Origin of the sequence: Pseudomonas sp. PGPPP1 (assembly GCF_002255865.1) — a bacterium.
Classification (GTDB): domain Bacteria; phylum Pseudomonadota; class Gammaproteobacteria; order Pseudomonadales; family Pseudomonadaceae; genus Aquipseudomonas; species Aquipseudomonas cremoris.
The window spans coordinates 744,433-760,099 of the sequence record NZ_NKIG01000001.1 but is presented as its reverse complement, the minus strand read 5'-3'; the positions used below and the strand labels follow the sequence as shown (position 1 = coordinate 760,099).

Below are 15,667 nucleotides of genomic sequence, written 5' to 3'. Positions count from 1 at the left end.
TAGATATTGCGTGCTGCTCCGCCCCTATCGGCTTTACCCCCTATGGTGGGCTATTCCGTTAACAAGCGCGGTTTCAGTACTGGTGACAGTGACAGGAACGCGCCATGACCTGCCCGCTTAATATTCAATAAAATCATAAGAAAATTAAGTAGTCATTTGGCTTGGTTATAGATAAGCCTCCCTCCCTCAAACATCAAAAATTCTAAATGCCAGTCTTCAAACATATGGATTTATCCAAATGTTTGCGTCTCTTAAGCTCTCCCCACTCCTCCCCGTGATGGAGCATGTGTTGTCGGTACGCCCTGGCCACAAGGGCGATCCTAAAAATAATGTGTCTGCCGACCCAAGGAATACCTATGTCCTCTCATTTGTCTGACCGGCAAAACGCCGATGAGCGCCTGTTGCACAGCCAAGGCTACGATCAACAACTGCACCGGGGGCTCTCGCTCTGGTCTTCGTTTTCGGTGGGCTTCGCCACTGTGTCCCCTGTTGTAGGCATCTATTCAGTCATGTCACTGGGCGCGATGAGCGCGGGCCCGTCGTGGGTGTGGATAGTGCCGCTCTGCCTTGCCCTGCAATTGCTGGTGGCGTTGGTTTACGCCGAGCTCGCCTCGCAATATCCGCTGGCCGGAGGCTGCTATCAGTGGGTCAAGCGTCTTGCGGGAGAACGCCTGGCCTGGTTTACCGGGTTCATGTACCTGGCTTCGGCGCTGGCTTCGTTGACCACCGTGGCTTACTTGGGTGGGTTCTGGTTGTGGCTGTTTTTTACCGGTGAACCGCCCTCGGCAAATGCCCAAGTGTTCAGCGGTGCTGTGCTGCTAGTACTGGGCCTGGGGGTGAATCTGTTCGGGATCAACCCGCTCAAGTACTTCGTCAACGCGGGCATCGTCGCGGAAGCCATTGCCTCGATTGGTATCGGCGTGTTGTTGCTGCTGTTTTTCCGCAACCACTCGTTCGCCTTGCTGTTGGACGGCCTGACGTCCAGCCAAGGTTCCGATGGCGCTTACTTGCCGGGCTTTCTGACCGCCATGGCTGTCGGTGGTTGGGCGTTCCTTGGTTTCGATGCCTGCTCGCAAGTGTCCGAGGAAACCGCAGACGCCCGCACCTCAACGCCCCGTGCAATCTTGCGCTCAATGATTCTGGTGGGCCTGACGGTCATGCTCACCGCGTTTGCCGTCACACTGTCCTATACCGACACAGCCGGCATGGTCTCAGGCCAGGTGATCGACCCGGTCACGCCTGCCGTTGTCGATGCGTTTGGCGCCTGGGCTGAACGGCCGTTTGTGGCGGTGGTGCTGGTGGCATTCATTGCGTGCGTGGTGTCGGTGCAAACTTATATCGGTCGCGCCGTATTCGGGATGGCGCGGGATGAGATTCTGCCGGCGTCGGCACTGCTAAGGCGTGTCGACAGACGCAAGGTGCCGTTCGCCGCCATGGTGTTCAGCACCCTGTTCGCCAGTTTCGGCCTCGCCTTGGGCCTGAATGCCACAGCCGTCGGCACCTTGATTGCCTTTGGCAGTGGCGGCTTCTTCTTTGTATTCCTGATCGTGGTGAGTTGCGCCCTGCTCGCCCGTCTTAATGGCCGCTGGAAACCCGAACCAGGCACTTTCAGCCTGGGGCGCTGGGGCCTTACGGTCAACGTCGCCGCCTTTATATGGCTGGTGTTCGAAAGCATCAACGTGGCCTGGCCGCGCGAGGCACTCGCTCCGCCTGGAGCGCCATGGTTCCAGGTGTGGGCGGTGATCCTGGTGTTCTCGATCCTTGCCGTGCTTGGGTTGATCTACCTGTTCTGGGCCAAGCCGACTCTACGCACCGCCACCCCACACCTGCGCACCTATTAACCTGGACACGGAGTTTCAGATGTCTGCGATTCACTATTGGAATTACCCCACGGAAATCTTCTGCGGCCCCGGTGCGCTGGAGACCCTGGCCGAGCGCTGCGTCTTGCTGGAAATGCGCAAGCCCCTGCTGGTGACTGACCCCGGCATGCTCGCCCTGGAACCGTTGGCACTGCTGAAAGCGCATTTGACCCAGGCGGATATTCCGTTTGCCGTGTTCAGTGATATCCACGGCAACCCCACGCTGGACGATGTCGCGTTGGGCGTCTCGGCATTCCAGGCTGGGGGCCATGACTCATTGATTGCATTGGGCGGCGGCAGCGCCATGGATGCGGCCAAAGGCATCAGCCTTGCGGCGGTCGATCGACATGGGCTGGCGCGTTTCGAATGGTCCCAGGTGATCAGCCGTTACCCAAGCCTGGCAGATTTCCCGCAGTTGGACCTGCCCAAACTGATCGCCTTGCCCACCACGGCAGGCACCGGCTCCGAGCTGGGCCGCGAAGCCGTACTGACCCTCAGCGAACAGCAGATCAAGCAGGTGATCAGTCACCCCGAGTTGCTACCGGCCACGGTCATTCTCGACCCGATCCTGACCCGGGGCCTGCCGCCGGCGCTTACCGCTGCGACGGGCATGGACGCCCTCACCCACCACATCGAGGCCTTCTGTTCGCCGCTGTATCACCCGATGTCCTGCGGCGTCGCAGTGGAGGGCGTGCGCCTGATCCAACAACATTTGCCCGCTGCCTACGCCGATGGCCAGGACCTGTTGGCTCGCGAAGGCATGCTCGTGGCGTCGGCCATGGCCGCTGTGGCCTTCCAGAAAGGCTTGGGCGGCGTGCATGCCCTCGCCCATCCGCTGGGCGCGCGTTTTCACAAGCACCATGGGCTGTTGAACGCCATCTTGTTGCCCTATGTGATGGTCGCCAATCGTGAAGTGATCAGCCGTGATATTGCGCGACTGGCGCGCTACCTGGAACTGCCCCAGCCGGACTTTGAAGGTTTTGTGCAGTGGGTCCTGCAACTGCGCCGACAATTGGCGATTCCCCATACGTTGCACGAAATCGGCCTGGATGCCGACGTGGCGGATTGGGTCGGCGAGCAGGCCGTGGCCGATATCTCGTCCTCAGACACCAATGCCCAACCCTTGGATGCCCACGCCTACAGCCAGATCTACCGCAGCGCCGTGCACGGCGACCTACCCGCGGTGTTCCGCCAATAGGTCATCGATGAACGCCCGCACCGCTTCGCTTTGGGGATGCCCAATGTGGGTAATCATGCTGTGCTGCACTGCGTAATGCAGCGTTTCGGGGTGCAGCGCGCGCATGTGGCCGCTGGCGATCCACGGCGCGGCGTAATGGGCCGGTAAATAACCCAAGTGGGTTCCCGCCAAAACGCCGTGGGCCACCGCTTCCATATGGTAGGCGGTGGCCGATGCGCGCTTGGGTGCCACCGGCAGCGTCTGGTTGGCAGGCAAGAAGCCATGCTTGATCCAGTCGCACGCTTGTAGTTGCTCAAGGCTGGGTGACGGTACCGCGTACAGCGGGTGCTTTTGGCCGCAAAAAATACCAATCTCTTCGCTGTACAACGGTTGGTAGGCCAGCGTCGGCAATGGCCGGCTGAAATACGAGATGGCCATGTCCAACTGCCCGTCAATCACTGCCAGCTCCAGCTCTGTCGGTGAGTTAACGAAAATATGCAGGTGCATATCGTGTTCACGCTGATAAAAGCGCGCGATGGCTGCGTCGATGCGCGCCGTTGGCAAGGTAGCAATATTGTCCGCCAGTCCCAGATACAAATCCCCGACCAGCCGCCCCGACAAATCCTGCGCCTCATCACGAAACGCATCCACGGCACCAAACAACGCCGTTGAAGCGGCAAGAATGCGCTGGCCCTTTTCGGTCAGGCGAAAGCCGCCTTTGCCGCGCTCGCAAATCCGGTAGCCCAGGCGTTTTTCCAGGCCGGAAATATGCGTGCTGATATTCGATTGGCTCATGTTCAATTCGGCCTGCGCCGCCGTGAACCCGCCGCATTTGACCACCACGGAAAAAATCCGCAACAGGCGCAAATCCATGTCGGTGACGTTTCTGAGCACTGCAATTCCCTGGCTGGCGGTAAATGACGGGGCCCATTCAACGCCACCGACGTGTAAGCGTCAATCAGGCTTGTATGCCACCGCCACGAAACATAAGCTGGCGCTCTTTTGCACGACTGCCCCCGGAACGTCCATGTCTCGAAGCATCGCCCACCTTGCCCTGTTGCTGGGGTTGATCACCGCCGTCGGCCCGTTCGCCATCGACAGTTACTTGCCAGCATTGCCGACCCTCGGTGCCAGCCTGCATGCCTCGCCGGCTGCGGTGCAGATGAGCCTCACGGTGTTTTTCATGATCATTGGCGTGTGCCAACTGTTCTACGGCCCAATCAGCGATGTATTTGGACGCAAGCCACCTATCTATGCGGGCTTGGCGATTTTTGCGGTGGCCAGTGTCGGCTGCGCGCTGGCACCGACCATTGAAGTGCTGATCGGTTTTCGGGCTCTGCAGGCGTTCGGCGCGTGCGCCGGGATGGTGATTCCTCGGGCGATCGTGCGTGACCTTTACACCGGTCATGAAGCCGCCAAGTTGATGGCCTTGTTGATGCTGGTGATGAGCGTCTCGCCGATCCTTGCGCCCTTGGCCGGCAGCCTGGTGATTTCGCTGTGGAGCTGGCGCGAAGTGTTCGCCGCACTCGCCGTGGTGGCTGTGGCGTGCCTGGTCATGACCGTTGTGCAATTGCCGGAGACCCACCCAGCCGAGCGCCGCCTGGGCAAGACCCTGGGCAGTGCATTCGGCAGCTACGGCGCGTTGTTGCGTGACCCGGTGTTCACCGGTTTGTCGGTGGTCAGCGGGTTTGGCCTGGCGACGTTCTTTGTGTTCATCGGCAGCGCACCGTTCGTGTACATCGAACATTACGGCCTGACACCCACGCAGTTCAGCCTGGGGTTCGCGGTCAATGCCGCGTCGTTTTTTGCCATGAGCCAACTCACCGCAAGCCTGAGCGCGCGTTTCGGCCTGGCACCGGTGATTCGCTGGTCGGTGATGGCCGTGGCGGCGGTAATGGTGTTGCTGGCCGTCACTACGCTGTGGGTCGACAGCCTGGCGCTGATGATGACGTTGTTGTTTATCGGTTTTGGCTTTCTTGGCCTGCTACTGCCGGCAGCCGGTGTGCTGTCGCTGGAAGATCATGGCGCCGTCGCGGGCTCTGCCTCGGCCCTGCTGGGGGCGATCCAGATGATTACGGCCGCGGTGTCCATGACGTTGGTCGGTGTGTACGCCGATCACACGCCCGCACCGATGCTCATCGGCATCGCCCTGTGTGCAGTCGCCGCGCTGCTGACGGTGATCTGGACGCTGAGTCGCCTGCCGGCGCACCTGGCGAGCCCCCCGCCCTCCTCCTAGCGCTCGCTTGTATTGTTTTCGCTGATGACCGCTATTGGCCGGAATCCGTTCTGGCCGGCGCCTGGGCTTAATAGAATGGCGACCACAGTCAAGCCGCCACCGTCCGGTGCTGGAGATCGTCATGCGTTATCTGTTTATCGCGGTGTTGAGCCTGCTCAGCACCTTCGCCGCCGCCCAGGGTGATCCCGCCGCAGGGGCGACGACGCCGGTCAACCAGGCCGACGACTATTCAGAAGACCTGGATATCGCCAAGGCCGTGCGCAATACCAATGCCGCATCGACCACCTGCGGCCCGGTCAAGGGCCATGTGGTGTATGTGGACAGTCAGGGCGTGCGGCACGAACTCGACTATGTACGGCTGGGCGATGCCTGCCAGCACGGCTGATTTGGCCTACAGATCAAAGCGATCCACGGCACGCCGCCGCTCATTGTCATCGCGTACGTCATAGCTGGCAGTGGTCTGGATATTGGTGTGGTGCGCCAGCTTCTGGGCAATCGACAGGTCATGCTCTTCGATCACCCGCGTAATGAAGGAGCGCCTGAAGTCGTGAGGCATGATCTTCACGCCGACCTGCTCGCCGCGCTGGCGAGCGATGTAGTAAATCGCATGTTTGGTGATGCGCTCCCGGGTGATATGGCTGCCCCGGCGGATGCGATTGAACAGGAACGTATCATCCTGTTCGCCTTCCTTGAGTTGCCCACGACGAAAGTCCAACCAGGCCTGCAACTTGCCGAACGCCCAATCCGGTGCGTACTTGAGCAGCTCCTTGTTGCCCTTGCCAGTCACCCGCAGGCTGCGCTCATCAAAATCGACCTGAGCCAGGTCAAGGTTGACCGACTCCGACTTGCGCATGCCCGAGCCGTAGAGAATCCCGATCACCGCCGCATCCCTTAACCCTTGGGGCCTGGGGTCGGCAGCGCAGACCTCCATCATTTCCCGAATCAGCGTACGCCGCAGGTTGCGGCCTTGGCCCAGACGGGTTCCAGGCGCGGCCTTGACCGTACGCATGCGCAGCAAATGCTCCTGGTCGATGAGGTTCATCCGCCAAGCCTCATTCATCACCCCACGCACGGCGTTCACGTACAACGACGAGGTGTTCGGCGCGTAGCCGTCCTCGCGCAATGCCGCCACCAGGGCGATCACATGTTCGGGCTGCAACAGGTGCCAGTCGATGTCTTCGAGGTTGATGTCTTCATAGCCCAGGCGGTCGGCTGCATCTTGCAGCACGTAGCGCATGGTCAGTTGGCTGGAAGGCGCCAGGCGGGTGAGGTAAAGGGTCAGCGGGTTGCGAATGGACTCAGTCAATGTAGATCAGCCTTTGGATTAAATACCTCAAACAAGCCTTTGTTTAATCGAGGTATTTAGTGAATTGGCGAAGGCTGAGTCTAACCCACGAACGGCCTTCGCACAAAGTCACGGGGCGACGTCGTCGTCCTCGGTCGGCGCTTGCGGCTGAGTCTGGGTCTGGCTCCATTCGGTGTCCTGCTTCTGCATCAGCGCGAACCAATGCTGGCGCATGAACGTCAGGTAAGCGTCCGGCGCCTTGGCAAAGTCCTTCTCTTCGCCATAACAACCCGGCAACGGCAACTCGGTGCCCTGCTCCTTGTATTGGCTGACCAGCGCCTGCTGGGCGGCAACGCTGCAGTCCCTGGGCAGTGGCATGCCGCGCAAGGCGCCGGCCTCCTCGTCCCACCAACTCGCGCCGTAACGGTCGACACCGCGCAGGCGGAATTTCTGCGACTTGCCCACGTGCATGATCAATTTGAATTCGTTAGGGCTGACATCGCTGGTGCAGGTCCGCGAATAGCCCACGGTGGCCTGGGTGATGCCATCACCGGTCAGGTCAGTGACCTTGGTCGCCGCCATGTCAAAGCGCAGCGCGGCGTCGAATTCGCAATGCTGCACGTCGTCATAGAGCATCCACACGCGCTTGGGGCGGTTGCCGTCGATGAGGTATTGGGCTGCGTAGACGAACGCCGACTGGGTGCCGTCGTCATCGCGCTCGCTGACTTGCTCGGCGAGTACCAACAGGTTCTTGCCTTGGCGATCGTCCCAGGTATAGGCGGCGATTTGCTTGCCACGCACTTCCACGCCGTCGGGCACCTGGTCGATGCTAGTGAGCGCCACGCCTTCATCGGCCCGCACCGTCGTGACACACGCCACGGTCATCAACAACCCCATCAACACCGGCCGCAACTGGCCGCGTAAAAGCTGCACGCTATTCATCCGAGTACCCTGGCAAGAGATGGCTTACTTTACCGGCACTTGAGGCGCATTGCAGAGAAGATTCTTCACGAAAAGCGGGCATGCATGACAGGGCGCCTGGATTGGGCGCGAACCCTGCGTAACGCGTTGAATCTTTAGCTGAACCCTAGCTGTCTACCTGTCAAATAAACGAGTTTTTCATCTGCCTTTCATATTCGTTCAACATTTTTCCGCTTAATCTTGGCCTCAGGACTTGAGAACGAACCGCGTTTTCCCCGACTAACCTGTTGATTACGCTTTACCTTTGCGTTTTTTGAGCTTTAATCCAGTCACCGCCATGGAAGATTCTATTGCCCGTCTCAGGAAAGTCGAATGAATAATCGCCACCCCACGCTACGTTTAATCAGTTAAGGCACTAGCCACCCTGATTACTGCTGTCTTCACGCTCCAAGTTGCTCTAACCCCCGAGGTCATGAATTCTTGAAACCCTACCCTATTCATTGCGTGTCGATCGTCATCCCGGTCTACAACGAAGAAGAGAGCCTGCCTGAATTGCTGCGTCGCACTACCGCAGCCTGCAAGCAACTGGCCTACGAATACGAAATCATCCTGGTGGATGACGGTAGCCGCGACAAATCGGCCCAAATGCTCGAAGACGCCGCCGCAGAAGACGGCAGCAACGTGGTCGCGGTGATCCTCAACCGCAACTACGGGCAGCACGCGGCGATCATGGCCGGCTTCGAACAGTGCCGGGGCGAGGTGGTGATTACCCTCGATGCCGACCTGCAGAACCCACCAGAAGAAATCCCGCGCCTGGTCGAACAGGCTGCCCTGGGTTACGACGTGGTTGCCACCGTACGCAACAACCGCCAGGACTCAGCCTTCCGCCGCTGGCCGTCGCGCCTGATCAACCTGGCCGTGCAACGCTCCACCGGCGTGGCCATGACCGACTACGGCTGCATGCTGCGCGCTTACCGCCGCACCATCGTCGATGCCATGCTTGCCTGCCGCGAACGCAGCACCTTCATCCCGATCCTGGCCAACGGCTTTGCCCGTCACACCACGGAGATCCTGGTGCATCACGCCGAGCGTGAACACGGCGAATCCAAATACAGTGCCATGCGCCTGATCAGCCTGATGTTCGACCTGCTGACGTGCATGACCACCACCCCGCTGCGCTTGTTGTCCATCGTCGGTTTCAGCCTGGCAGGCCTGGGCGTGCTGTTCGCCTTCGCCTTGATCGTACTGCGCCTGGCCTTTGGTGCCCAATGGGCGGGCGACGGCATGTTCGTACTGTTCGCGGTGCTGTTCGTGTTCACCGGTGGCCAGTTCATCGGCATGGGCTTGCTGGGTGAATACCTGGGCCGCATGTACAGCGACGTGCGTGCTCGCCCTCGCTTCTTCATCGAAAAAGTGCTGCGCAACCAACCCGCAGCGCCGGCCCCAGTCGTCGTGGTTGACGGCCTGGTGTCCTCCCATACCTCCACTTCTACTTCTCCTTCCGATCAGGTTTCGTCATGAATTCAAAAGCCGTTGTCTTCGCATACCACGATATTGGCTGTGCAGGTATTGAAGCCCTGCTGACCGCCGGCTACGACATTGCTGCCGTGTTTACCCATGCCGATGATCCCAAGGAAAACAATTTCTACGGTTCCGTCGCCCAGCTTTGCGCCCGCAACGGCATTGCGGTGCACGCGCCGGAAGACGCCAACCACCCACTGTGGATCGAGCGTATTGCCAAGCTGGACCCGGACTACATCTTCTCGTTCTACTATCGCAACCTGCTGAGCGAGCCTCTGTTGGCCACCGCCAGCAAAGGCGCGTTCAACCTGCACGGTTCGCTGCTGCCGAAATACCGTGGCCGCGCACCGGCCAACTGGGTACTGGTCAACGGCGAAACTGAAACCGGCGTGACCCTGCACCGCATGGTCAAACGTGCCGATGCCGGCGCGATCCTGGCCCAGCAAAAAGTCATCATCGACCGCAGCGATACCGGCCTGACCCTGCACGCCAAGCTGCGTGACGCCGCCGCCAACCTGCTGCGCGATGCCCTGCCGCAACTGGCCGCTGGCAAACTGGGCGAAACCGCCCAGGACGAAAGCCAAGCCACCTACTTCGGCCGCCGCACGGCTGCCGATGGCAAGCTGGAGTGGAAAAAACCGGCGGAAGAGCTGTTCAACCTGGTTCGTGCCGTGACCCAACCGTACCCGGGCGCCTTCTGCGCCGTGGGCGAGCACAAGCTGATCGTGTGGCAAGCCGAAGTCGCCAAGGGCAACGAAGGCCTGGCGCCTGGCCGTGTGATCAGCGTCAACCCGCTGCGCATTGCCTGCGGTGAAGACTCCCTGGTGATCAAGTTCGGCCAGCGCAACGAAGACGGCCTGTTCCTGGCCGGCCCTGCCTTGGCGGATGTCTTGGGCCTGGTTGACGGCTCTGTGCTGCGCGGTGCCGAGTCCGGCCGCAAGCCACGTCGCACCCGCGTGCTGATCCTGGGTGTGAACGGCTTTATCGGTAACCACCTGTCCGAGCGCCTGCTGCGTGACGACCGTTACGAAATCTACGGCCTGGACATCGGCTCCGACGCCATCGAGCGCCTGCGCAGCCACCCGAATTTCCACTACGTGGAAGGCGATATCAGCATCCACACCGAGTGGATCGAATACCACATCAAGAAGTGCGACGTGGTCCTGCCGCTGGTGGCCATCGCCACGCCGATCGAATACACCCGTAACCCGCTGCGTGTGTTCGAGCTGGACTTCGAAGAAAACCTGAAACTGGTCCGCTACTGCGTCAAGTACAACAAGCGCGTGATCTTCCCATCGACCTCCGAAGTCTATGGCATGTGCCAGGACCAGTACTTCGACGAAGACACCTCCAACCTGGTGGTCGGCCCGGTCAACAAGCAACGCTGGATCTACTCGGTCTCCAAGCAGCTGCTGGACCGCGTTATCTGGGCGTACGGCGACAAAGGCCTGAAATTCACCCTGTTCCGTCCGTTCAACTGGATGGGCCCGCGCCTGGACCGCCTGGACTCGGCACGTATCGGCAGCTCCCGCGCCATCACCCAGTTGATCCTCAACCTGGTGGAAGGCACGCCGATTCGTCTGTTCGACGGTGGCGAGCAGAAGCGCTGCTTCACTGACATCGCCGACGGCATCGAAGCCCTGGCACGCATCATTGATAACGAAAACGGTGTCTGCGACAGCCAGATCATCAACATCGGCAACCCGGAAAACGAAGCCAGCATCCGTCAGCTGGGCGAGGAACTGCTGCGTCAGTTCGAAGCTCACCCACTGCGCAGCAACTTCCCTCCGTTCGCCGGTTTCCGCGACGTAGAGAGCAAGGCGTTCTACGGCACCGGTTACCAGGACGTGGCACACCGCAAGCCAAGCATCGAAAACGCCAAGCGCCTGCTGAACTGGGAGCCTACCGTTGAGATGAGCGAGACCATCGGCAACACCCTCGACTTCTTCCTGAAAGAAGCCATGCTCGAAATCGCGGACAAGCGCTGATGCAGGCAGGTCTTCGCATTGATGTCGACACCTACCGTGGCACCCGTGAAGGTGTGCCGCGGTTGCTCGAATCCCTGGATGAAGCCTCGGTGAAAGCGACGTTCTTCTTCAGCGTTGGGCCGGACAACATGGGACGCCACTTGTGGCGTCTCATCCGCCCGCAGTTCCTGTGGAAGATGCTGCGTTCCAATGCCGTAGGCCTGTATGGCCTGGATATCTTGCTGGCCGGCACTGCCTGGCCGGGCAAGCCGATTGGCCGTGACCTGGGGCACTTGATGCGCCAGGCCAAGGCCGCCGGGCACGAAGTCGGCCTGCACGCCTGGGATCACCACGGCTGGCAGGCCAACACCGGGCGCTGGAGCGAAGCGCAGCTGATCGAACAGATCCGCCGTGGCGTCGACACCCTCAGCGACATCCTCGGTGAACGCATCGACTGTTCAGCGGCCGCCGGTTGGCGTGCAGATGAGCGTGTGGTGCAAGCCAAGCAAGGGTTCAACTTTCGCTACAACAGCGATTGCCGGGGCACCAGCCTGTTCAGGCCAACACTGGCCGATGGCAGCGCGGGCACCCCACAAATTCCGGTAGACCTGCCGACCTTCGACGAAGTCGTCGGGCCGGTGGTGGCTGCCAAAGACTTCAATGGGTTCATTCTCGACCGCTTCGCCGAGTCGAAACTGAATGTCTACACGATCCACGCAGAAGTAGAAGGGATTCTGATGGCCAACGATTTTCGCCAGTTGCTCGCCCAGGCAGGGCAGCGCGGTATCGATTTCAAACCGCTGGGCGACCTGTTGCCGGCGGACCTGACCACCCTGCCCCAGCAACACCTGGTGCGTGGCGCCTTGCCCGGCCGCGAGGGTTGGCTCGGAGTACAACAGGCATGATCCGGCGTTGGGCGCTGCCCCTGCTCCTGTTGGCGTTTGCTGTGTTTTACCTGATTCCGCTGGCCACCCATGGCCTGTGGATTCCCGATGAAACCCGCTACGCGCAGATCAGCCAGGAAATGCTGCTGACCGGCAAGTGGGCGTCGCCGCACTTCATGGGCATTCGCTACTTCGAAAAACCCGCTGCGGGTTACTGGATGATCGCGCTGGGCCAGGCGATTTTCGGCCAGAACCTGTTTGGCGTGCGTTTCGCCTCGGCGTTGAGCACCGGCTTGAGCATCCTGCTGGTGTACCTGGTCTCGCGCCGCTTGTGGAATGACCCGCAAAAGACGCTGGTCAGCACCGTGCTGTACATGAGTTTTGTCAGCGTCGCGGCCTTGGGTGGCTACGCCAACCTCGACCCGCAGTTCACCTTCTGGGTCAACCTGACCGGCGTGGCGTTGTGGTTTTGCTTCGACAGCACCACGCGTAACGGCCGCCTGGGTTCCTGGGCCTTGCTGGGCTTTGCCTGCGGCATGGGCTTCATGACCAAAGGCTTCCTGGCCTGGCTGCTGCCGGTACTGATCGCCCTGCCCTACGCAATCTGGCAGAAACGCTTCCGTGAGTTGCTGGGTTATGGCGTGGTCGCTGTGGTCGTGGCGATTGTGGTCAGCCTGCCGTGGGCGCTGGCGGTGCACCTGCAAGAGCCGGATTACTGGAACTTCTTCTTCTGGCACGAGCATATCCAACGCTTTGCCGGTGAAGACGCCCAGCACGCCGAGCCGTTCTGGTACTACCTGCCGCTGCTGGTTGCGTTCTCGCTGCCTTGGGTCGCCCTGTTGCCGTCCACCGTCAAACACGCGTGGCAAGAAAAGCGTCTGCCAAAAACAGCCTTCCTGTTGCTGTGGCTGCTGATGCCACTGGCATTCTTCAGCCTGGCCAAGGGCAAGTTGCCCTCCTACATCATGCCGTGCCTGCTGCCCCTGGCCCTGCTGATGGGTTCGACCCTGGCCGACAAGCTCGCCGCAGGTCGCAGCCGTGCCTTGCGCATCAACGGTTGGTTGAACCTGGTGGTCGGTATCCTCGGCCTGTTGGCGCTGACCTGGTTCCAATTGAAGAAACCGGTGTACGAGCATGGCCAGGAAACCCTCAGCCTGGTGCTGGTGTTCGTGTTCCTGTTCGGCTGGATCATCGCCAACCTGCTGCAGGCCGCGCGTCCATTGAAACTGTGGGCCGCGCCAGTAATCGGCAGTTGGTTGCTGGTGGCGCTGGTGCCTGCCGCACTGCCGCACTCGGTGGTCTACAACAAGACCCCGGACCAATTCATCATCGATCACCTGCAGGAACTGCAACCGGCCACTGCCTTGCTCAGCAATGATCTCGGCGCCGCGTCTGCCCTGTCCTGGCGTTTGGCTCGTCCGGACGTGACCCTCTACAACACGGTCGGTGAAGTCAAATACGGCCTGACTTACCCGGATGCCACCCATCACAAGATCGACACCACCCACGTCCAGCAATGGATGAGCGACGCTCGTAAAAAAGGTCCGGTCGGTGTGGTGATGCGGGTTAAAGGTGACGATGAGATTGCCGAAGTTGCCTTGTTGCCCAACGACGGCAAGCGTTATGAACAAGGCAATATCGTGATTCTGATCTTCCCGCAGGCTGCGCAATGATCACCCTGCTCCTGTTATTGGCGGCTTGCTTGCTGACGTGCATGGGCCAGGTCTCGCAGAAGTTTGCGGTGGAAAGCTGGCGCGACCTGCCTGATGGCTGGGCGCTGAAACTACGCTCACCCTGGTTGTGGTCAGCATTGATCTGCCTGGGCCTGGGCCTGCTGGTGTGGTTGCTGGTGTTGCAGCGCCTGGAAGTGGGCATTGCCTACCCCATGCTCAGCCTGAACTTCGTACTGGTCACGTTGGTGGCACGCTTTGTCTTTCACGAACACATCGATGGCCGCCACTGGCTCGGCGTGGTGTTGGTGATAGCCGGCGTGGTGTTGCTGGGGCGTCAGGTATGAGCCGCACGCAAGGCTTTGCCCTGGCCCTGGGCAGTGTCGGCCTGGTCAGCGCCGCCCAGTTGGGCATGCGCTGGAGCATGACGCGCTTGCCGCTGCCTACCGAATGGCTCAGCGCATTCAACAGCAATGCCATCGACCTCGGTGCCCTTGGCGTGGTGATCCTGGCGATCTTTGCCTATGCGCTGTCGATGCTTTGCTGGCTCGGCGCGCTCAAGCACCTGCCGCTGGGCCGCGCCTATTCGCTGCTGAGCATCAGCTACGCGCTGGTGTACCTGCTGGCGGCCAGCCTGCCGGTGTTCAACGAACATTTCTCGCTTTCAAAAACCCTGGGGGTGGCCTTGGTCGTCCTCGGTGTTCTGGTTATCAACTCTCGCCGTGCTAGCACTATAAGTCCCAGGAATGCCCCATGAAAATCAGTGTATTTGGTAGCGGTTACGTCGGCCTGGTGCAGGCCACTGTGTTGGCCGAAGTCGGTCACGATGTCATCTGCATGGACGTAGACAAGAACAAGGTCGAGTCGCTGCAGAAAGGCCATGTGACCATCTTCGAGCCGGGGCTGGCGGCCATGGTCAAAGAGAACCTGGAAAGCGGGCGACTGCACTTTACCCACGACGAAAAACTCGCGGTTGAACACGGCGAAGTGTTGTTTATCGCTGTGGGTACACCGTCGGATGAAGACGGTTCGGCTGACCTGAAATATGTGCTGTCGGTTGGCGATGCCGTAGCGCGCCACCGCATCGAGCCAGTGATCCTGGTGGAAAAATCCACCGTACCCGTTGGCACCGGCGACACCCTGCGCGCCCATATCGAAAAAGCCCTGCACACGGCTGGCCGGCACCTGGAGTTCGATATCGTCTCGAACCCGGAATTCCTCAAGGAAGGCTCGGCGGTTGCCGACTGCCGCCGCCCGGACCGCATTGTCATCGGCTGCGAGCGTGAAGAGGTGCGCGACGTGATGCGTGACCTGTACGCGCCGTTCAACCGCAACCACGACCGCATCATCTTCATGGACCTGCGCAGCGCCGAACTGACCAAGTACGCCGCCAACTGCATGCTGGCCACCAAGATCAGCTTTATCAACCAGATCGCCGAGCTGGCCGAACACCTGGGCGCGGACATCGAAGCCGTGCGCCTGGGTATCGGCGCCGACTCGCGCATCGGTTACCACTTTATCTATCCCGGTTGCGGCTACGGTGGCTCGTGCTTCCCCAAAGACATGCGCGCCCTGATCCACAGCGCCAAGGAAGCCAACTGCTCCAGCGACCTGCTGGAAGCGGTGGAAGCCATCAACCAACGCCAGAAGAGCAAGCTGTTTGAGCGAATCAACGCGTTCTTCAAGGGCGATCTCCAAGGCAAGACCTTCGCCTTGTGGGGCCTGGCGTTCAAACCCAACACCGATGACATGCGCGACGCACCAAGCCGCGTATTGATGGAATCCCTCTGGGCCGCCGGCGCCAACGTGCGCGCGTTCGACCCGGAAGCCATGCAGGAAACCCAGCGTATCTACGGCGACGAATCTCGCCTGACCCTGTTGGGCACTCCTGAGTCAGCACTGAGCGGCGCCGATGCGCTCATCGTCTGCACCGAATGGCAGCAATTCAAGGCCCCGGACTTCGACTTGATCCACCAGCGCTTGAAAACCCCGGTGATCTTCGACGGTCGCAACCTGTACGACGGCGAACGCCTGGCCCGTAAAGGCTTCCAGTACTACCCGATTGGCCGTGGCGATTCGTGCCAGCTGCCGATTCCCCAGCAACAGTGGGTGGCGCAATCGGCAGATCAGGTCGTGGAAGCCTGAGA

At 60.5% G+C, this 15,667-nt stretch carries 14 protein-coding genes; 11 read left to right on the top strand and 3 right to left on the bottom strand.

What is annotated here, in order from left to right:
- Positions 1–356 precede the first annotated feature (356 nt).
- Positions 357–1,841: an APC family permease gene (locus CFE47_RS03500; protein ID WP_502695429.1), complete on the top strand. Its 1,485-nt coding sequence runs from the start codon at positions 357–359 to the stop codon at positions 1,839–1,841.
- A 19-nt stretch (positions 1,842–1,860) separates the two neighbouring features.
- Positions 1,861–3,057, top strand: coding sequence for an iron-containing alcohol dehydrogenase (locus CFE47_RS03495; protein ID WP_286835510.1), 1,197 nt, complete (start codon positions 1,861–1,863; stop codon positions 3,055–3,057).
- On the opposite strand, the gene CFE47_RS03490 is transcribed toward CFE47_RS03495, so the two are convergent.
- Positions 3,034–3,930, bottom strand: a complete 897-nt coding sequence (locus tag CFE47_RS03490) for a LysR family transcriptional regulator (RefSeq protein ID WP_286835509.1) — start codon at positions 3,928–3,930, stop codon at positions 3,034–3,036. The genes CFE47_RS03495 and CFE47_RS03490 overlap by 24 nt on opposite strands.
- Before the next feature lie 133 nt (positions 3,931–4,063).
- Here CFE47_RS03490 and CFE47_RS03485 point away from each other — a divergent pair, with 133 nt between their 5' ends.
- Both CFE47_RS03485 and CFE47_RS03480 read left to right on the top strand, forming a co-directional pair.
- Entirely contained in the window at positions 4,064–5,272 is a 1,209-nt protein-coding gene (locus CFE47_RS03485) for a multidrug effflux MFS transporter (RefSeq protein ID WP_185712109.1), read from the top strand.
- Between the two features lie 121 nt (positions 5,273–5,393).
- On the top strand, positions 5,394–5,657 hold the full coding sequence (locus CFE47_RS03480) for a DUF2790 domain-containing protein (protein ID WP_185706132.1): 264 nt from the start codon (positions 5,394–5,396) through the stop codon (positions 5,655–5,657).
- 6 nt (positions 5,658–5,663) lie between these two features.
- Here CFE47_RS03480 and CFE47_RS03475 read toward each other — a convergent pair whose 3' ends face one another.
- Entirely contained in the window at positions 5,664–6,578 is a 915-nt protein-coding gene (locus CFE47_RS03475; RefSeq protein ID WP_286835508.1) for a site-specific integrase, read from the bottom strand.
- A gap of 108 nt (positions 6,579–6,686) precedes the next feature.
- Entirely contained in the window at positions 6,687–7,499 is an 813-nt protein-coding gene (locus CFE47_RS03470) for a M949_RS01915 family surface polysaccharide biosynthesis protein (protein WP_286835507.1), read from the bottom strand.
- Positions 7,500–7,958: 459 nt separating this feature from the next.
- Between CFE47_RS03470 and arnC the strand changes: the two genes are divergently transcribed.
- From arnC to CFE47_RS03435, 7 genes are read left to right on the top strand one after another with little or no spacing between them, the layout of a single operon-like run.
- Complete coding sequence (arnC, locus tag CFE47_RS03465; protein WP_286835506.1) at positions 7,959–8,999, top strand: undecaprenyl-phosphate 4-deoxy-4-formamido-L-arabinose transferase; 1,041 nt, start codon at positions 7,959–7,961, stop codon at positions 8,997–8,999.
- A complete protein-coding gene (gene arnA, locus CFE47_RS03460; RefSeq protein WP_286835505.1) occupies positions 8,996–10,987 on the top strand; it encodes a bifunctional UDP-4-amino-4-deoxy-L-arabinose formyltransferase/UDP-glucuronic acid oxidase ArnA in 1,992 nt (663 codons plus the stop codon). Before arnC ends, arnA begins: the two co-directional genes overlap by 4 nt.
- A complete protein-coding gene (gene arnD / locus CFE47_RS03455) occupies positions 10,987–11,871 on the top strand; it encodes a 4-deoxy-4-formamido-L-arabinose-phosphoundecaprenol deformylase (protein WP_185706122.1) in 885 nt (294 codons plus the stop codon). Before arnA ends, arnD begins: the two co-directional genes overlap by 1 nt.
- A complete protein-coding gene (gene arnT / locus CFE47_RS03450) occupies positions 11,868–13,523 on the top strand; it encodes a lipid IV(A) 4-amino-4-deoxy-L-arabinosyltransferase (RefSeq protein ID WP_286835504.1) in 1,656 nt (551 codons plus the stop codon). Before arnD ends, arnT begins: the two co-directional genes overlap by 4 nt.
- On the top strand, positions 13,520–13,867 hold the full coding sequence (gene arnE / locus CFE47_RS03445) for a 4-amino-4-deoxy-L-arabinose-phosphoundecaprenol flippase subunit ArnE (protein ID WP_286835503.1): 348 nt from the start codon (positions 13,520–13,522) through the stop codon (positions 13,865–13,867). The genes arnT and arnE overlap by 4 nt, the downstream gene beginning before the upstream one ends.
- A complete protein-coding gene (gene arnF, locus CFE47_RS03440; RefSeq protein WP_286835502.1) occupies positions 13,864–14,277 on the top strand; it encodes a 4-amino-4-deoxy-L-arabinose-phosphoundecaprenol flippase subunit ArnF in 414 nt (137 codons plus the stop codon). The genes arnE and arnF overlap by 4 nt, the downstream gene beginning before the upstream one ends.
- Positions 14,274–15,665, top strand: a complete 1,392-nt coding sequence (locus tag CFE47_RS03435; RefSeq protein WP_286835501.1) for a UDP-glucose dehydrogenase family protein — start codon at positions 14,274–14,276, stop codon at positions 15,663–15,665. Before arnF ends, CFE47_RS03435 begins: the two co-directional genes overlap by 4 nt.
- Positions 15,666–15,667: the final 2 nt, after the last annotated feature.

Excerpts from the sequence above, each read along its gene's own strand:
- CFE47_RS03485 (WP_185712109.1), top strand. The coding sequence starts at position 4,064 with ATGTCTCGAAGCATCGCCCACCTTGCCCTGTTGCTGGGGTTGATCACC.
- arnD (WP_185706122.1), top strand. The coding sequence starts at position 10,987 with ATGCAGGCAGGTCTTCGCATTGATGTCGACACCTACCGTGGCACCCGT.
- CFE47_RS03500 (WP_502695429.1), top strand. The coding sequence starts at position 357 with ATGTCCTCTCATTTGTCTGACCGGCAAAACGCCGATGAGCGCCTGTTG.
- arnT (WP_286835504.1), top strand. The coding sequence starts at position 11,868 with ATGATCCGGCGTTGGGCGCTGCCCCTGCTCCTGTTGGCGTTTGCTGTG.
- arnF (WP_286835502.1), top strand. The coding sequence starts at position 13,864 with ATGAGCCGCACGCAAGGCTTTGCCCTGGCCCTGGGCAGTGTCGGCCTG.
- arnE (WP_286835503.1), top strand. The coding sequence starts at position 13,520 with ATGATCACCCTGCTCCTGTTATTGGCGGCTTGCTTGCTGACGTGCATG.
- CFE47_RS03480 (WP_185706132.1), top strand. The coding sequence starts at position 5,394 with ATGCGTTATCTGTTTATCGCGGTGTTGAGCCTGCTCAGCACCTTCGCC.
- CFE47_RS03470 (WP_286835507.1), bottom strand. The coding sequence starts at position 7,499 with ATGAATAGCGTGCAGCTTTTACGCGGCCAGTTGCGGCCGGTGTTGATG.
- CFE47_RS03435 (WP_286835501.1), top strand. The coding sequence starts at position 14,274 with ATGAAAATCAGTGTATTTGGTAGCGGTTACGTCGGCCTGGTGCAGGCC.
- arnA (WP_286835505.1), top strand. The coding sequence starts at position 8,996 with ATGAATTCAAAAGCCGTTGTCTTCGCATACCACGATATTGGCTGTGCA.
- CFE47_RS03495 (WP_286835510.1), top strand. The coding sequence starts at position 1,861 with ATGTCTGCGATTCACTATTGGAATTACCCCACGGAAATCTTCTGCGGC.